Annotated in this window: 17 protein-coding genes; 4 read left to right on the top strand and 13 right to left on the bottom strand. The window is 35.5% G+C overall.

What is annotated here, in order from left to right; translation table 11 throughout:
- Window positions 1-43: 43 nt before the first annotated feature.
- Genes ACYQ0O_RS12355 through ACYQ0O_RS12370 form a run of 4 tightly spaced genes read right to left on the bottom strand, consistent with a single transcriptional unit; the run spans window position 44 to window position 3,960 of the window.
- A complete protein-coding gene (locus ACYQ0O_RS12355; protein WP_459893524.1) occupies window positions 44-361 on the bottom strand; it encodes a phasin family protein in 318 nt (105 codons plus the stop codon).
- Between the two features lie 27 nt (window positions 362-388).
- On the bottom strand, window positions 389-2,089 hold the full coding sequence (locus ACYQ0O_RS12360) for an acyl-CoA dehydrogenase family protein (protein ID WP_459893526.1): 1,701 nt from the start codon (window positions 2,087-2,089) through the stop codon (window positions 389-391).
- 20 nt (window positions 2,090-2,109) lie between these two features.
- Window positions 2,110-3,123: an electron transfer flavoprotein subunit alpha/FixB family protein gene (locus ACYQ0O_RS12365; protein ID WP_459893528.1), complete on the bottom strand. Its 1,014-nt coding sequence runs from the start codon at window positions 3,121-3,123 to the stop codon at window positions 2,110-2,112.
- 9 nt (window positions 3,124-3,132) lie between these two features.
- Window positions 3,133-3,960 carry an electron transfer flavoprotein subunit beta/FixA family protein gene (locus tag ACYQ0O_RS12370; RefSeq protein WP_459893530.1) on the bottom strand — a complete coding sequence of 276 codons (828 nt, stop codon included), beginning with the start codon at window positions 3,958-3,960 and terminating at the stop codon, window positions 3,133-3,135.
- A 184-nt stretch (window positions 3,961-4,144) separates the two neighbouring features.
- Between ACYQ0O_RS12370 and ACYQ0O_RS12375 the strand changes: the two genes are divergently transcribed.
- Entirely contained in the window at window positions 4,145-4,576 is a 432-nt protein-coding gene (locus ACYQ0O_RS12375) for a secondary thiamine-phosphate synthase enzyme YjbQ (RefSeq protein WP_075069985.1), read from the top strand.
- 60 nt (window positions 4,577-4,636) lie between these two features.
- Here ACYQ0O_RS12375 and ACYQ0O_RS12380 read toward each other — a convergent pair whose 3' ends face one another.
- The 6 genes from ACYQ0O_RS12380 to gap form a co-directional block, all read right to left on the bottom strand.
- Window positions 4,637-4,981, bottom strand: coding sequence for an STAS domain-containing protein (locus ACYQ0O_RS12380; protein ID WP_459893533.1), 345 nt, complete (start codon window positions 4,979-4,981; stop codon window positions 4,637-4,639).
- Window positions 4,982-4,996: 15 nt separating this feature from the next.
- Entirely contained in the window at window positions 4,997-6,151 is a 1,155-nt protein-coding gene (locus tag ACYQ0O_RS12385; protein WP_459893535.1) for a SpoIIE family protein phosphatase, read from the bottom strand.
- A gap of 2 nt (window positions 6,152-6,153) precedes the next feature.
- Entirely contained in the window at window positions 6,154-6,615 is a 462-nt protein-coding gene (dtd, locus tag ACYQ0O_RS12390; protein WP_459893537.1) for a D-aminoacyl-tRNA deacylase, read from the bottom strand.
- A gap of 2 nt (window positions 6,616-6,617) precedes the next feature.
- Window positions 6,618-7,016: a 6-carboxytetrahydropterin synthase QueD gene (gene queD, locus ACYQ0O_RS12395; protein ID WP_459893539.1), complete on the bottom strand. Its 399-nt coding sequence runs from the start codon at window positions 7,014-7,016 to the stop codon at window positions 6,618-6,620.
- A gap of 16 nt (window positions 7,017-7,032) precedes the next feature.
- Entirely contained in the window at window positions 7,033-10,521 is a 3,489-nt protein-coding gene (dnaE, locus tag ACYQ0O_RS12400) for a DNA polymerase III subunit alpha (protein ID WP_459893541.1), read from the bottom strand.
- A 75-nt stretch (window positions 10,522-10,596) separates the two neighbouring features.
- Window positions 10,597-11,595 carry a type I glyceraldehyde-3-phosphate dehydrogenase gene (gene gap / locus ACYQ0O_RS12405; protein ID WP_459893543.1) on the bottom strand — a complete coding sequence of 333 codons (999 nt, stop codon included), beginning with the start codon at window positions 11,593-11,595 and terminating at the stop codon, window positions 10,597-10,599.
- 206 nt (window positions 11,596-11,801) lie between these two features.
- Between gap and ACYQ0O_RS12410 the strand changes: the two genes are divergently transcribed.
- Window positions 11,802-12,560 (top strand): TlyA family RNA methyltransferase, encoded by a 759-nt coding sequence (locus ACYQ0O_RS12410; protein WP_459893545.1) that lies wholly within the window; start codon window positions 11,802-11,804, stop codon window positions 12,558-12,560.
- Here the strand turns inward: ACYQ0O_RS12410 and ACYQ0O_RS12415 are convergent.
- From ACYQ0O_RS12415 to wtpA, 3 genes are read right to left on the bottom strand one after another with little or no spacing between them, the layout of a single operon-like run.
- Window positions 12,541-13,269 (bottom strand): ABC transporter ATP-binding protein, encoded by a 729-nt coding sequence (locus ACYQ0O_RS12415; RefSeq protein WP_459893547.1) that lies wholly within the window; start codon window positions 13,267-13,269, stop codon window positions 12,541-12,543. The genes ACYQ0O_RS12410 and ACYQ0O_RS12415 overlap by 20 nt on opposite strands.
- Window positions 13,247-14,038 (bottom strand): ABC transporter permease subunit, encoded by a 792-nt coding sequence (locus ACYQ0O_RS12420; RefSeq protein WP_459893549.1) that lies wholly within the window; start codon window positions 14,036-14,038, stop codon window positions 13,247-13,249. The genes ACYQ0O_RS12415 and ACYQ0O_RS12420 overlap by 23 nt, the downstream gene beginning before the upstream one ends.
- Entirely contained in the window at window positions 14,031-15,293 is a 1,263-nt protein-coding gene (gene wtpA / locus ACYQ0O_RS12425; RefSeq protein WP_459893551.1) for a tungstate ABC transporter substrate-binding protein WtpA, read from the bottom strand. The genes ACYQ0O_RS12420 and wtpA overlap by 8 nt, the downstream gene beginning before the upstream one ends.
- 490 nt (window positions 15,294-15,783) lie before the next feature.
- Here wtpA and tsoX point away from each other — a divergent pair, with 490 nt between their 5' ends.
- Complete coding sequence (gene tsoX / locus ACYQ0O_RS12430; protein WP_487247196.1) at window positions 15,784-15,996, top strand: HSGNPxU motif (seleno)protein TsoX; 213 nt, start codon at window positions 15,784-15,786, stop codon at window positions 15,994-15,996.
- Between the two features lie 25 nt (window positions 15,997-16,021).
- Window positions 16,022-16,673, top strand: a 652-nt coding sequence (locus ACYQ0O_RS12435) for a substrate-binding domain-containing protein (protein WP_459893556.1), incomplete at its 3' end; no start/stop codon positions are given.

Below are 16,673 nucleotides of genomic sequence, written 5' to 3' on the forward strand. Positions count from 1 at the left end.
AAACTAAGGGATAAGGGCAATCTGTCCTTATCCCTTATACTATTCATTTAGAGAGGGTATTTTCCAGTTTAGCAATCCTATCTTCTAATTTAGAAATCTTTTCCATGGCTTTAGCCAAATCCTCTTTTTTCACCAGACCCAATGACTTAACAGAGTTTTTTAGCGCATTATTTATCTCTTCCTTATAGGTTTCAAACTCTTTTTCTCCTACTTCGATTATTTCTTTTGTCAAATTTTCTGCTTCCTTAGCACTAATCTTACCTTCTTCCTGTAATCTCTTCATAACCTCTGATACTTTTTTCTTGGTTATAACCACACTACCAAGGCCCGCAAAAATGGCTTTTTTAAAAAACTCAAGCATATATCTCCCCCCAAAAAGAGTTTTTGTTTACTCACTTAAAATCTCATTTTTAAAATTAACTACTGATGGGGGAGTTGACAAGATGTATTTTTTATATTCTTCTGCCTTTGCCATAGATCTATTTAAAAATATCTCTGCTACCTTTTGTTTTCTTAAGTCCTTAGAAGCATCCACAGCCAGTAGACAGGAAGTAATTAAAAATATTCCAAGCTCTACCAACCTCCGTGCGTGGTAGTTTTGGAACTGCGGATCCCCAATTTGTTTTATATATTTTATACAATTATCAAGATATTCCTTTAATTCCAAAACCCCATCCTTTAAGTTTGAATCCTTTATTTGACCAAGGAGTTCATCTCCAAGAGTATTAACCCCTCCAGTTATAACCCCGCCAATGGCTGCGTTCACTTGAAGTTGTGTAGTTCCCTCGTAGATATTTGTAATCCTCGCATCCCTGTACACCCTCTCCACCTCAAAATCCCTGGTATAGCCAACACCACCATGAACCTGTATAGCGTCATAAGCTACCCTATTTGCCATCTCAGTTGCCAATATCTTTGACATTGGAGTGAGAAAAGATGCATATTTTGAATAAGTCTTAAACTCTTTCTTTAAGCTTTTGTCCCTAGATGTTGTGATTTCTTCTTCCAATAATTCCTTTATATCAACTATGTTGGAGGTAAAATAAACAAGCCTTCTTGCTGCCTCTATGTCCACTTTCATATTAATAAGCATTTCATAAACCTGGGGAAACTCAATTATAGGTGATCCAAATTGCACCCTACTCATGGCATACTCATAAGCCATTCTATAAGCAGCTTCTGCTATCCCCACTGCCTGAGCTGCAACTGCCAGCCTTGCACCATTCATAAGAGAAAAGGTGTATTTTATAAGTCCTAATTTTCTCTCTCCCAAGAGTTCTGCTGGAGCTGATGTAAACATTATCTCACAGGTTGGAGAGCCATGTATGCCCAATTTTTCTTCTATTCTCCTAATCTTTATGTGTTCATCCTTTTTATAGATAAAAAGGGAGAGCCCCCTGGCACCTTTAACCCCCGGCTCTGAGCGTGCAAGCACCAGTATTATGTCCCCACATCCATTGGTGATAAACCTCTTTACCCCATCTAAATACCATATACCATCATCTCCTGGAGCTGCCTTTAGTGATACAGCCTGAAGGTCAGAGCCTGCATCTGGTTCTGTCAGGGCCATTGCGCCTGTATAATCACCTGAGCAAAACCTGGGTAAATACCTCTGTTTTTGTTCTTCTGTCCCAAATCTATATATTGTTTCTGATATCTCTTGAAGTCCAAACAGGTTCATAAGGGATGCATCTGCCCTTGATACCATTTCAATGGCCAGGGAATAAATAGTCTTTGGGAAGTTTAGACCTCCATATTTTCTCGGTATAGTAAATCCCATAAAATCTGCCTGTTTTAGCCTCTCAAGTGCCTCTTTGGTGCCCTTTGCATAATGCACTTCTCCATTTTCAAATCTTGCCCCCTCTAAATCCACATCCCTTGCCAGAGTAGCGATAGTATTTCCACATATATCTCCCAATATATCAAGGGCTATTTTATAATTGTCTATTGCATCCTCCACACTTGATGGGGCATAGTCATATACATCCTTTTCCTTAAAATCCTTTTCCTTCAGCAGGACAATCCTCGAGATGTCTATATTGTCAAGCAAAAATAATATGTCACTGTTATCTTTAAAAAAATTAGGCACAGCTAAAACCTCCTCTGAAATTAAACACCCTTTAATACCTCTTTATATCCTTTAATCATCATTGGTAGTACATCCTTTAGATCACCAACAATGCTATAATGAGCCGCTTGAAAGATAGGTGCATCCTTGTCTTTATTTATGGCTAAAATCCTCTTTGAGTTCATGATACCGGCTAGGTGCTGAATTTGACCTGAAATTCCACAAGCTATGTATAAATTTGGCCTAATTGTAACCCCTGTCTGACCAATTTGCCTATCTGGACTTAAAAAACCTGCATCAATAAGGGGTCTGGAACCACCAACCTCTGCCTTAAGTAGCTTGGCCAATTCAAAAATCAACTCCATTGACCCTTCATCAGCAGCCCCCATGCCTGCACCTATTACGATCTTAGCTCCTTTAAGGTTTACATCTCTCTGTTCTATTTTTTGTTCAATTATTTCAGTTACAAGATCTGACCCCACAAAATCTACTGAAAATTCTTCTATATCTGCTTTTTTTCCTGAATGAACGTTATCAATAGCAAGAACCCCTTCCCTCACAGTGGCCATGGAAGGTATGGACTCTGGAGATACAATTGTGGCTATTATATTTCCGCCCCATGCAGGCCTTATTTGAAGGAGTTGGTCTTTATAAACTTTATTTCCTGCCTTATATTCTCCAATCTTTAATTCAGTGCAATCAGCAGTTAAACCAACACGTAAGTTAGATGCCACCCTAGGGGCAAGGTCCCTTCCAATGGGAGTGGCACCAAATAAAACTATATAGGGTTTATAATGTGAAATTGCAGAAATAACTGCCTTTGCAAATGGAATGCTTCTATATAAATATAACTCTTCATGGGATGCGTAAATCACCCTGTCAGCTCCATACTCCCCAAGCTCAGCTAACTTCTCTAAATTATATCCCATGGCCAATCCCAAGACCTTACTGCCTAAATTTTTGGCAAGAGATCTTGCCTTACAAAGGAGTTCAATACTCACATCCTGGAGTTTACCTTTTTTATATTCCAGAAAAACCATTACATTTTTTTCCATCTATTCCTCCTAACCAATTATATGGTCTTCTATTAGGTCTTTAAGGAGCTTTGATATGGCTTCATAAGTTGGCTCAACCTCCTTCCTATCAAATGTCTTGAGCACCACATTCTCAACTTTTTTGACCCTTGTTTTTGAGCCCTTGAGTCCGCACAAATTGGGATCTGCTCCTATAGATTCATGATCCCACAAAAGGATTAATCCATCACCATTTTCCTTTGTGGCCCTTAAAGCCTTATAGGCCATTGCCCTTTTTACAGAAGGTGGTCTTGGAACATTTGCCTTTGATGAGATGGTGAGAAGCACAGGGAGTGGAGATTTAGCTATTTCATAACCATCACCTATATCCCTTTTTACCACAATGAATTCTTTTGTTATCTCTACTATATTAAAAACATATGTTAGTTGGTTTATGTTTAACTTCTCTGCAACCTGCGGTCCTACCTGTGCAGTATCTCCATCAATTGCCTGTCTTCCACAAAAAACTATATCAAAATTCCCCAATTTTTCTATTGCCTTAAACAGGGAGTATGAGGTAGCAAGGGTATCTGAGGCTGCAAATTTTCTGTCACTTAAAAGTATGGCCCTGTCTGCCCCCATATACAGACAATATCTCAAAGCTTCCTCAGCCTTTGGAGGTCCCATGGATATAACCGTAATAAAACCACCACATTGGTCTTTGATTTTTAGGGCCTCTTCCAGGGCACATAAATCCTCAGGATTAATTATGGCAGGGAGGGCTTCTCTGTTCACTGTGCCATCTGGCTTCATGGCATCCTCGACTATATTTGAGGTATCAGGCACCTGTTTTACCAAAACAACCATTTTAAAATTCATTTTATCCTCCAGTAAAAATATTTCCTAGGGGGGTTTAAATTTGCAATATTGCACATTTAAAATAAAATGTATAAAGTTATTAATTAAGTTTGGAAGTAGAACATCTATAGATTTTGAGTTATCTTGTCAAAAAAATAAATAGTGTTTCAGAAAATAAAAACCAATTTTTCATGGAGAACTAGCAATGAAGAGTTATCGTAAGGAACTTTGGCTTAATGTCAAGACCAGAAGGGGTTTTGTAAATATAACCCCTGAGGTGGAAAAATGTGTTAAGGAAAGTGGTATAAAGGAAGGTCTTATGCTCATAAATGCAATGCACATTACATCTTCAGTATTTATAAACGACGATGAACCAGGCCTTCATCAGGATTTTGATGACCTCCTAGAAGAATTAGTTCCCCATGAACCTGTGACAAAATACAAGCACAATGTATACCTCCATGCTGTGGGAGAAGACAATGCAGATGCACACATAAAAAGACAGATTATAGGACGCGAGGTGGTTATTGCAATAACAAATGGAAAGATGGATTTCGGTCCCTGGGAAAAGATTATTTACGGAGAATTTGACGGAGGGAGAAGAAAAAGGGTACTCATCAAAATTATTGGAGAATAACCTTATCCAGTAAAACTGGTTAACAATCGGACACTGAAAATCAACAAGTTCTACACATAGTTAATCTATATCCACATATAGCTCTTCCTCATCTTCAATAATTTCAAAAAAATTCAAAAGATTTACCAATGATAATGTCTTTTTTACTGCCCCTGATGGATTTAATAAATATAATTTTGCATTCTTTGTTTTATTTACATTGTTTAAATGCACTAAAAACCCAATGCCAGAGGAGTCCATAAAATGAATATCTGATAAGTCAAATACTATAGATTTATCACTGCCATGTTCGTCAATAAATTTCATAATTTCTTCTTTCAATTCCTCAACAACATCCAGGGTCAACTCTCCTGAATACTTTATAATATTGTACTTTTCCCCTTCTTTAAAATCCAAAGTTTCCATTTCAATTCTCCCCTCTTATAATTTGTTATTCTTAAACTTAAGCCATAATGCACTTCTATCATCCCTATACATTGGAGGAAGCTCTAAACAATTATTAAGATAGTCTTCCAGCATATCCAAATAAAATTCCTTTTCCTTGCAAAAGATCTCTGCCAGTAATTTTTTAAAATTATCAAATCCCCAAATATTATCCCTGTCCAGATTCCACTCATAATATCCATCAGTTACAAGCAAAAGACCTCTTGCATTATTTATTGGCACATCTTTTATCTTAAATTCCTGAGGGAAAAAGCCAAGTACACTAAAATCTGCCTCCAATAACTCTATGTAATTTTCATTTGTTATCAACATCCCTGGACAATGACCTGCATTAATATATGATAATTTTTTTTCTTTAATATCTATATCAGCTGCAAATAGAGTGACAAAATCTATATCTTCTCCTATTACATCTATTAGTTCATTATTTATTATACTAACTGTCTCATCTAAGGGCATATAAATTTTTTTTGACATCCTAGCAAGTGCCCTTACCATGGCCATTATAAAGGCTGCCCTTGACCCATGACCTGATACATCAGCTATTACTGTCCTTAAAATACTTTCCTGCACTGGAAAAAAATCAAAATAGTCACCACTGGCCCTCCCTGAGGGTTCATAAAAAAAATCAATAAACACTCCAGGGAATTTAACCACTGACTTAGGGAGAAGTTTTTGTTGCAAAATACTAACAGTATCAATTTCTTTAGATAGACGATTATATGCAATTGTCAATTGCTTATATAGTATCACATGCCTCTTTGCTACATTTAACCTTGCAACTATCTCCTCTTCACCACAAAAAAAAGGCCTTATTAAAAAATCATCTGCTCCCTGGTTTAAAAGATCTTCCTTTTTTTCCAGTTCTGATTCATCCAGTATAACCAATATATATACATCAGAATCATTTGCCTGGTCTCTAATATAATTTATAACTTCATTGGAAAATTTGTATGAATTGACTAATATTATATCTGGTTTTAATAGATAATAATCTTCCAGAAAAGTATTTGAGTCCTCACTGTATTTAATCTCAACTGAATCCCTTTCAAAAAACACTTTCTTAAATGCTTTATCTAAAAACTCATCTTTTTTAGAACAAAGTATCTTTATTTTTATAGAACTTATCATAATTACATATAATCACTATCCAAAATTAAGGTTACAGGTCCAAAATTACACAAATTAATTTCCATATTTTCTCCAAAAATCCCCTGTTTAACCCGTCCTGGGACAATTTTTTCCAAATCCTTTATAAAGGCATCATACAGTTCTCTGGCTTCCTTATAAGAAGCTGCATCTATAAAAGAGGGTCTTTTACCTTTTCTCATATCACCGTATAGGGTAAACTGAGAAACTACCAATATTTCTCCGTCTATATCCAGTAAACCTAGATTAAATCTACCCTGTTCATCTGGAAAAATCCTAAGATCTGGAATTTTTTTTACAATTTTGTTCCACACCGGGGAGTTTCTCACCTCTTTATCCTTATTTGAAAATCCCACTAACAGAAAGAGGCCTTTTTCAATCCTAGACACACATCTGTTCTCAACCATGACTTCTGCAAATTTAACCCGCTGTATTACTATTTTCATATCTATTCTTCCATTTCCATAAAGTAGGCCCAGGATCCTGTATTTTCTGCAACACCCACCTGTTCTATCTCCACATTCTCAAATGGCTCAAGTTTTTTTGCCATCTCTTTATAAATGTACATTGCAAGGTTTTCAGAGGATGGATTTATCTTATCAAAAGGAGGGTAATTGTTCAAATGGATATGATCTAAGGGATCAACAATTTCATTCAATAATTTTTTTAATATCTTAAAATCTATTAAGTATTCCACCTTCTTGTCCAACATACTGCCCCTAACAATTACTTCCACAATAAAATTGTGGCCATGGAGATTCTCACACTTTCCTTTATAATTCCTTAGTTGATGGGAAGAACTAAAATGGGATGATACCTTTAGCTTATAAATTGGATTTTTTTTCATATAAAATCTCTCCTGTTCAAGGGATAAACCGTGTTTTGTCTTTCCAATGGCTAATTTCCTTATCAAATTTTTCCGTTAATGCAACACAAAATTCTGGACCGAGCCTTATTTCACAGATAGAGTCTTTAAGTAACACCCTTAAATGGACTGGATTTGTACCAGGATTATTCTTAATTATCTGTTTTAAAATCATAAGATTTTTATTGGTTAATGAATTTTTTTCAACTTCAATTACAAAGGGTTTATCATCTCCTACTTTTATCTGTTCCAATAGTTCTGCATCCAGGCAAACAAAATTAATTTTCTTGTAATTTCCTTCTCCATCTGATGCTGTTTGCTCAATTTCCTTTAAGTCGGTTTTCACCCTGCAAAAAAGGGGAGTATCGCTTTCCAAATACCTTTTTATCTTCTTAAACATATCTGGAAATAGAACCATTTCAGCGATACCAGACAGGTCTTCTACCTGACAAAAGGCCATCTTATCACCTTTTTTGGTGAGCTTCTCTTTAATTGAGGTAATTATTATTGCAATATTTGTTTCACTACCACTGGTAAGTTCCATACACCTCTTAATTGAAGTTATATCCAACAGTCTAATTTTATTTTTATATTTGAGTAAGGGATGAGAAGATACGTAAAATCCCAGGGCCTCTTTTTCATACCTCAATTTCTCATCCTCTTCCCACTCATGTATATTTAGATCAGAAAACCTCTCTTCTTCTTCCATTATATCCCTTGATACACCCTTGGTGTATTCCAAAAGGGTTGGTTCTAAAATGTTTGGCCTTTTTTTTCTCCTGGCCTTTTTTTGGGCTTTACCAACTATTTTGTCTAGACTATCAAACATGCCCCTTCTACTATGACCAAATCCATCAAAGGCACCACTTTTTATCAAATATTCCAAGACCCTTTTGGTAATTTTTCTCAAAGATACCCTACTGCAGAAATCCCATAGAGACTTATAAGGTCCGTTTCTCTTACGTTCAGCTATGATCTCCTTGACCGCATTAATCCCCACATTTTTGATTGCACACAGTCCAAATAATATGGCGTCTTCCTGGACTGAAAAATATTCAGAACTTTTGTTTATGTCTGGTTTCAGGACCTGGATTCCCATGTCCCTACATGCATTTATGTGTGTTATTACCTTATCTGGATTCCCAACCTCAGAAGTGAGCAGGGCTGCCATGAACTCCACTGGATAGTGGGCCTTCATGTATGCGGTTTGATAAGAGATCAGTGCATAGGCAGCACTGTGGGACTTATTAAATCCATATCCTGCAAATTTTTCCATTAAATCAAATATATAATTAGCTGTATCCTCGTCCACCCCATTTTCTTTTGCACCTTTTAAAAATTTTGTCCTCTGCTCTGCCATGACCTCTGGTATTTTCTTTCCCATTGCCCGCCTCAGGATATCACCATCTCCAAGGGTATAGTTTGCAAGGTCAGAGGCAATCCTCATTACCTGCTCTTGGTACAATATTACACCATAGGTTTCTTTTAATATTGGCTCCAATTTGGGATGGGGATAGGTTACCTCAACCCGGCCATGTTTCCTCTCTATAAAATCATCCACCATACCACTATCCAGGGGACCAGGTCTATAAAGGGCCAGCAATGCTATTAAATCTTCAAAACAAGAAGGCTTAAGTCTTATTAATACATCTCGCATTCCAGAGCTCTCTAGCTGAAACACCCCATCTGTCTCCCCCCTGCAAAGGAGTTCAAAGGTCTTTTGGTCATCCAGGGGAATTTCTTCTAAAACTACATTGTCTTCCCTATTTTCTTTGACAAACCTAACTGCATCACTGAGTACTGTTAAGGTCTTAAGCCCCAAAAAATCAAATTTAATAAGCCCCACCTTTTCCACCATCTTCATATCATACTGGGTGACCACTTCACCCTTTTTCCCCAGATATAGTGGTAAATATTCCATCATGGGCTTATCAGAAATCACTATCCCTGCAGCGTGGGTAGATGCGTGTCTACAAAGTCCCTCAAGACGTCTTGATACCTCTATAAGCTCCTTTACTTTTGGGTCTTCTTCTGCCATTTTTTTTAGCTCAGGCTCACTCTCCAGGGCCTTATCAATGGTCATTTTAAGTTCATTTGGAATAAGTTTCGCTATTTTGTCTGTTTCCTGATAGCTGAGTCCAAGGGCCCTGCCAACATCCCTGACAACTGCCTTTGCCTTCATGGTACCAAAGGTGGTTATCTGGGCCACATTGGTTTTTCCGTATTTTTTTGTTACATACTTTATAACTTCTTCCCTTCTATTATAGCAAAAATCCACATCAATATCAGGTAAACTCTCTCTTTCAACATTTAAAAACCTTTCAAAAAGAAGATTATACCTTATGGGATCTAAATTTGTAATCTTGAGCGCATAGGCAACAAGGGAACCAGCAGCAGATCCTCGCCCAGGACCAACTGGTATACCCTTTGACTTTGCCCAGGTGATAAAGTCCTGAACAATCAAAAAATATCCAGGAAAACCCTTTTTACAAATAACATCTATCTCAGTCTCTAGACGATCAAAATATTTTTTTTCATTAACAGGATACTTAATGGCATTTAACCTCTCTTTTAACCCCTCCCTCGCCAACCGCTTAAACTCTTCTTCCAGGCTCCTACCATCTGGAGGCTCATAGACAGGAAAATGGTGGTCACCAAGCTGAAGCTCCACCTTACATTCTCTGGCAATTTTCAGGGTATTTTCAAGGGCGTCGGGAACATGAGAAAAATCTTTTGCCATTTCATCAGGAGACTTAAAATATAATTCCATGGAACCAAAACGCATTCTTTTTGCATCATTAAAACATGAATTGGTCTGGATGCACAGCAAAATATCGTGAGCATGGGCATCTTCTTTAGTTAAATAGTGACAGTCATTAGTTGCAACTAAAGGCAGGTTAGTTGCTTTTGATAGCTCTATTAATCTTTCATTTAGCTCCTTTTGTTCATCGAGACCATTTGCCATGAGCTCTAAATAAAATCTGGAAGGAAATATTTGAGAATATTTTTTTGCAACAGAGATAGCTTCATCTATTCCGTCTCTCATGAGCACATAGGGGACTTCTCCCTTAAGGCAGGCTGAAAGGGCTATTAAACCCTCATTGTATTTTTGAAGTAATTCAAAATCTATCCTGGGCTTATAGTAAAACCCTTCTAAAAATCCCAGACTCACCAATTTGATTAAGTTATGATAACCTGTCTCGTTTTTGGCCAAGAGCACCAGGTGATAACCTATCTCACCACTGGACCTGCCATCCTTCTTTGTCCTGTGTTCTGGAGCAACATAGACTTCGCATCCTATAATGGGTTTTAAGCCATATTTTTTTGCAGTAAGATAAAATTCCAGACATCCAAACATTGCCCCGTGGTCAGTTATTGTCACTGTGTCCATACCAAATTCTACTGCCCTCTCACACAGGTCTTTTATCCTTATGGCTCCGTCTAAGAGGGAATATTCTGTGTGGCAATGTAGGTGCACAAAATCCATTTTTGTTTTCCTCCAGCAAAAAAATAAAAAGGGCAGGAACCCCTGCCCTTATAATTAACTGTTTGAAATCTTTCTTTATAACATGGAAGCTACTTTTTTGGTGAGTCTTACAAGCTGATTTGAAAAGCCAGATTCATTGTCATACCAAATAATCAACTTAGCGAGCTTCCCCCCTATGACCTCAGTGAGCAACCCATCTACTATACCTGCATAGGATGTAGACACATAATCTACAGAAACCAGGGGAATTTCTGTATAGTCCATTATACCTTTGAGTTCACCTTGAGAGGCGCTTTTAAGAGCATTATTTACATCTTCCCTACTTACCTCTTTTTCCAATTCAACTGTCAAATCCACTAAAGACACATTGGGAGTGGGAACCCTAATAGCCATGCCATTTAACTTTCCCTTTAGATCAGGGATAACTTCTGTAACTGCCTTTGCTGCGCCAGTTGTTGTGGGAATCATGGACATTGCCGCAGCCCTTGCACGCCTTAAATCCTTGTGGGAACCATCCAAAATCCTCTGGCTCATTGTATAAGAATGCACAGTGGTCATAAGGCCACGAACAATAGAGAAATTTTCGTGGATTACTTTAGTTGGTGGTGCCATACAGTTAGTTGTACAGGAGGCATTGGAAATTATGTTGTGTTCTGGCTTTAGGCTGGAATCATTAACCCCCATTACAATGGTGATATCAGAATTTTTTCCTGGAGCTCCAATAAGGACCTTTTTTGCGCCACATGCAAGGTGTTTTTCACAAGACTCCCTATCCCTGAACTTTCCAGTGGTCTCAAGTACAATATCAACTCCAAGATCACCCCATTCCCATTCACCAGGCCCTTTTCTGGTGACCTTAACCTGTTTACCATTTAACAAAAAACCTTCATCATTTGGAATAACTTCACCATCAAATTTCCTATGAACTGAATCATACTTTAATAGATGGGCCAGGGTATTGTTATCCGCACGGGCATTTACTGCAACTATCTCCACATCTGGATCATTTGCAAGGAGCCTTGTTACATAACGGCCTATCCTACCAAAACCATTCAGACCTATCTTTACAGCCATCTTGCCTTCCTCCTTTTTTAAAATTTTTAAACTTGTTATTTATTAAAAATACAATAAGTTATCTCTGGAAAAATTCAACACAAAAATTTTTTCAAAAAACACTTTACCCTCGTGTGGTTATGGATTAACTGGTATCAGAAGGTTCATCATATCTGGCTTCTCATTGTATGCAACTTATCTAACCTAGAGCAATAAAAATTTCAAGTATGGGTAAAAAAAATAAATCAAGGGCTGATCAGCTATTAGTTGAAAAAGGACTAGTAGAAAGTAGAGAAAAAGCCAAAAGGATTATCATGGCATCTCTGGCATTTATTTATAAAAAAAACTACCTGGAACCAATAAAAAAGCCAGGGCAATTAATTGATGTAGATGAAAAAATCGTTCTAAAAGATACAGAGAGATTTGTCAGCAGGGGAGGCATAAAACTGCTTACTGCCATAGAGGAATTCAAAATAGAGTTTAATGACAAAATCGTCTTAGATGTGGGAGCCTCCTCTGGAGGTTTTACTGACTGTGCCCTTCAACACGGTGCAAAAAAGGTGTATGCAGTTGACGTGGGGTATGGCCAGCTCCACTATAAACTCAGGACAGATCCAAGGGTAGTAAACCTTGAAAAAACTAACATTAGATATATAGATACCAATATTATTGGAGAGAAAGTTGATATTGTAACCATAGATTGTTCCTTTATCTCCTTAACTAAAGTGATTCCCCCTTCAGTTCAATTCTTAAAAGATAGAGGAGAGTTAATATGTCTTATAAAACCACAATTTGAACTAAACAAAAAAGAGGTTGGAAAAGGAGTTGTCAGGGATGTTAATTTGCAGCAAAAGGCCATAGATAAAATAACCAATTTTGTAAAAACTAAATTTAACTTCAGACTTGCTGGAATCGTTCCATCAAAAATTAAAGGACCCAAAGGCAATCAGGAATATCTGGCTTATTTTATAGAAAGGAATGAATAATATTACTAAACTCCTTTAGCTGATCTTTAATACCTTTGATAAAAAGCGCATTCCTATTATTCCAAAGATTCTCAGGAATGCCAGTAAATTCTAATCTACCATTTTCAATAACAAATATATTTTCTCCCAGGTAAAATGCCTCTATTGGATCGTGGGTTACATGGATAATTGTGAGGGAAAAACTCTTTTTTATTTCTTTTAAAAAAGCCATTAATTTCATCTTCAGATGAAAATCAAGACCAGTTAAAGGCTCATCTAAAAGTAATACCTGTGGCTTTGTTACAATGCAACGTGCAAGTGCAACCCTCTGAGATTCACCGCCACTGAGCTCCCTGGTATAGCGATCCATAATATGATCAATTTTAAACTCCTTTGTTATTGTAGAAATAAAAGGAAGATCAACTGGAATTTTTCTCGCTTTATAAGGAAAAATAATCTGATCTTTAACTTTCATGTGTGGGAAAAGGCCAAGATTTTGCGGTAGATAAACTATATTTCTCTTCTCTGGAGGGAGATTAGTTATATCTCTTTCTTCCAACTTCACATAGCCTTTATTTATCTTCTCAAATCCAGATATAGCCTTTAAAGTAAGACTTTTTCCAGATCCACTGGGTCCAAGAAATATATTATAACTATCTTTCCCTACACTAAACCTGACCTTTAGACAAAAATTGTCCGTGTATTTATTAAAAATACTGACGTCTAGCATATTTTTTACTAAAATACATTAACATAGAAAAAATAGCCACACACACCAAAATTACAATCACTGTAACCGGTCTGGCTGATTTTAATCCATATTCTTCAAACCTTTCATACATAAGAATTGGTGCTGTTTTTGGATAATATGCAATAATCAAAATGGCTCCAACCTCACTAATGCTTCTGGCAAAGGCTAAAATTGCGCCCCTTAAAATTGAAGGAAAGGCTAGAGGAAAGGTTATGTGAAAAAAGGTATAGCTACGAGATGCCCCAAGGGTCCGGGCAACCATTTCCATCTCCGGTTCAATACTATCAAATCCACTTAAAGAGGATGATATTATAAAAGACAAACTCACAAATAACATGGCTATTATAATTCCATATGCTGTGTCCACAAAGGAAATATGCAATTTATTAAAAAAGGATCCCAGAAGAGTCCTGTCATTAAATAGGGAAAGCAAAGCTATACCAACTGCAACATGGGGTATTGCAACAGGAAGGTTTATAATACCTTCTACAAGGGAGTTTGCCTTTAATAATTTATTTTTACTCAATAAATAGGCTAGAGGTATACCCATTATACAGCCCAAAATTGTGGATGATAGAGCACAACCTATTGATAAGAAAATTGAAGACCACACTGATTTATCTATAAGTGTGGAAATTAAAGATTTTGCTGATATTTTTATAAAAATGTGAATAATAGGAGAAATTATAAAAAATAATGTCAATATACTCAAAATACATACTGATTTTCTAAAAAGATTTTTAAACATATGACCCAATCAATGTCCTCTTTGACGCCCATCCTGCTAAAACTGCTTTTTTTTCACACTCTGGTGCATGAACCAAAACCAGATCAACCTGTCTATCTTGCAACAATTTAAGTGCATTACCTGAATCTGGTTTTATCCAACAGATTGATACTGGATTTTTTATTGTAAATTCTTGTGAAAGAACCTTTAAAAGGCCAAGCTCTCCAGAACTACCTGTAGCCAATCTCAATCTGTTTGGACTAAAATATATTGCCTTACACTTTTGACATCTTAAAGGATTTGCTGAAATAACCTTTGCTGGATAAATAGGTGTTTGACTATATTTTAAAAGAATTTCTTTTCCCCTATAACCTGTAACAAAATCTTCAAATAGCTTTGCCTCCTTAGGGTGCTTTGAATCTTTTAACACACTAATTCCATATACAATTGGCTTTCCCTCAACTTCCTTTTTGTTAAATAGAGTTATTTTTGCTTTCTTATAAAATTTTATATAATGAATATTTCCAAGATTAATATCAGGAGGCAGATTTATATACATAAGTCCATGTTGCTTGGCTACACTCTTATATTCAAAACAATAATCAATAGCACCACTTTCAAGTAGACCCAATAGTCCCACTGACTTATGTCTTATAAAAAGTTTTTTTCTTCTTGTCTTTATATCAAGTGGTGCAAAAAAATGTACTCCATATTTAGCTTGTTTAATCTTAATATTTGTATTCTTAGTTAAAAGATTATTTAATATTCCTTTATTTTTATAATAAATAGATGCTAAACCAAGAGATAAGACCGTTCTATATCCGCATGGATCATCATTAGGATTTGAAAATCCCCATTTAACTTTTTCCTTATTTAATATTATATACCAATTATTTTTATTTATTTTTTTTGAATAAAGCGATCTTGATGTATAACATAAAACTAATTCATTTCTTGCAAAGAGTTTCACATAATCTGTATATTTTCCAAATAACATTTGAGGAATTAATGAATAATCGGCAACTGCAATTACATCACAAGGTTTATGTATTTCTGTAATTTTTCTTATTGCCTTCACACTTCCACTTATCTCCCGCCTTACATCAATATAGGGATATTTTCTTTCAAATTCTTGTTCCATTTTTGCAAATGGCACAGATAAGCTGCCAGCATGAAAGACCTTTAAAATAATCTTATCTCTGGCGTAAACCAAATTAGGAGAAATGAAAATAAGAAATAGAAAAACAAAAAATAATCTTTTTATTTTTTTTAACATACTAGTTACCTTCTATAAATTTTTTCAAAAAAATTTTTTAGGAAACTTTATTAAGACTTTAAGTTAAAATTATTTTGATATTCATATCTAAATTTTAAAAATAGACCAAAAATGTAATTTTTGGCGATTTTTAGTATTTATTGTATAACAAAACACATTAGAACTGATAAAAAGAAAAATAAAATAACTCATTAAAATTTTATATCTAATTGATATCATAGAATATAATATCCAATAATTTTTTTATAAGACTTTGTTTAATAATTTTTATTCTACTATGTCAAGATTTTTTGTTAGTTTTTTATATTAAAAGTAATTTTTTTCTAAAAAAATAATTACTAACTGCTATATTGACAATTTTTATCCATCTTATTAATTGTTAGTTAATAATTTTCTAAATTTAACCATCAAATTAAATATAAATTTGGAGGTTGTTATGATCAAATTAGAGGTATTTCACAGTGGGAATCCAGCGTGAAGGACATGTAAAATGGCTATAGGAATAGCCAAGGAAATGAAGGATATATTTAAGGACAAACTGGATTTAAAGATATATACTATGGATTCAGAAGAGGCAAAAAAATATAATTTTAAATCCTCCACCAATATGGTTTTAGATGGAGAAAGGCTACATATTAAAACTGCTCTTGATAGTGAAAAAGTAAAAAATCTAATTCAGGAAAAGTTGGCCAGACAAAAATAAAGTCTTAATGGTATAGGAACTTTAGATGTCCATATTATTTACCACCAAGGAAGTTGCAAACTACCTGAAAATAAATGAAAAAAAAGTTTATCAACTGGTAAAGGAGGGCGCTATTCCTGCAACCAGGGTTGCAGGAAAATGGCTTTTTCCAAAAGAAATGATTGATCAGTGGCTAAAAAGAAGCGTAAAGACTAAGCAGGATATTTATATTGCTGGAAGCAATGATCCTTTCCTTAGCTATTTAATATCCATTTTTACGAAAAAGTATTTTCCAGATATATTAATTTTTTATGCAAGTATTGGGAGTGCAAAAGGTCTTATATCCCTTTCTTCAAACAAAGCAACTATTGCAGCAACACATCTTTTTGAACCAAAAAGTGGAAAGTATAATCTACCTTTTATTAAAAAATATTTAAATGACACACCTGTGGTAGTTGTAAATCTGGCATATAGGGAACAAGGATTTCTTGTTAGAAAAGGAAATCCCTTTCAAATAAAAGAAGTAAAAGATTTAACTAAGCAAAATGTTCGTTTTATAAACAGAAACCAGGGTTCTGGTACAAGACTTTTATTTGATTATCTAATGCAAAAGTCTCAAGTAAAGAGCTCATCTATAATTGGATATGACACAGAATTAAATACCCACCTAGATGTAGGTCTTTATGTATACAGTGGAA

This window comes from Desulfothermus okinawensis JCM 13304 (assembly GCF_054654515.1).

Coding starts and splice junctions, on each gene's coding strand:
- ACYQ0O_RS12355 (WP_459893524.1), bottom strand. CDS start 361: ATGCTTGAGTTTTTTAAAAAAGCCATTTTTGCGGGCCTTGGTAGTGTG.
- ACYQ0O_RS12365 (WP_459893528.1), bottom strand. CDS start 3,123: ATGGAAAAAAATGTAATGGTTTTTCTGGAATATAAAAAAGGTAAACTC.
- ACYQ0O_RS12370 (WP_459893530.1), bottom strand. CDS start 3,960: ATGAATTTTAAAATGGTTGTTTTGGTAAAACAGGTGCCTGATACCTCA.
- ACYQ0O_RS12375 (WP_075069985.1), top strand. CDS start 4,145: ATGAAGAGTTATCGTAAGGAACTTTGGCTTAATGTCAAGACCAGAAGG.
- ACYQ0O_RS12380 (WP_459893533.1), bottom strand. CDS start 4,981: ATGGAAACTTTGGATTTTAAAGAAGGGGAAAAGTACAATATTATAAAG.
- ACYQ0O_RS12385 (WP_459893535.1), bottom strand. CDS start 6,151: ATGATAAGTTCTATAAAAATAAAGATACTTTGTTCTAAAAAAGATGAG.
- dtd (WP_459893537.1), bottom strand. CDS start 6,615: ATGAAAATAGTAATACAGCGGGTTAAATTTGCAGAAGTCATGGTTGAG.
- queD (WP_459893539.1), bottom strand. CDS start 7,016: ATGAAAAAAAATCCAATTTATAAGCTAAAGGTATCATCCCATTTTAGT.
- dnaE (WP_459893541.1), bottom strand. CDS start 10,521: ATGGATTTTGTGCACCTACATTGCCACACAGAATATTCCCTCTTAGAC.
- gap (WP_459893543.1), bottom strand. CDS start 11,595: ATGGCTGTAAAGATAGGTCTGAATGGTTTTGGTAGGATAGGCCGTTAT.
- ACYQ0O_RS12410 (WP_459893545.1), top strand. CDS start 11,802: ATGGGTAAAAAAAATAAATCAAGGGCTGATCAGCTATTAGTTGAAAAA.
- ACYQ0O_RS12415 (WP_459893547.1), bottom strand. CDS start 13,269: ATGCTAGACGTCAGTATTTTTAATAAATACACGGACAATTTTTGTCTA.
- ACYQ0O_RS12420 (WP_459893549.1), bottom strand. CDS start 14,038: ATGTTTAAAAATCTTTTTAGAAAATCAGTATGTATTTTGAGTATATTG.
- wtpA (WP_459893551.1), bottom strand. CDS start 15,293: ATGTTAAAAAAAATAAAAAGATTATTTTTTGTTTTTCTATTTCTTATT.
- tsoX (WP_487247196.1), top strand. CDS start 15,784: ATGGCTATAGGAATAGCCAAGGAAATGAAGGATATATTTAAGGACAAA.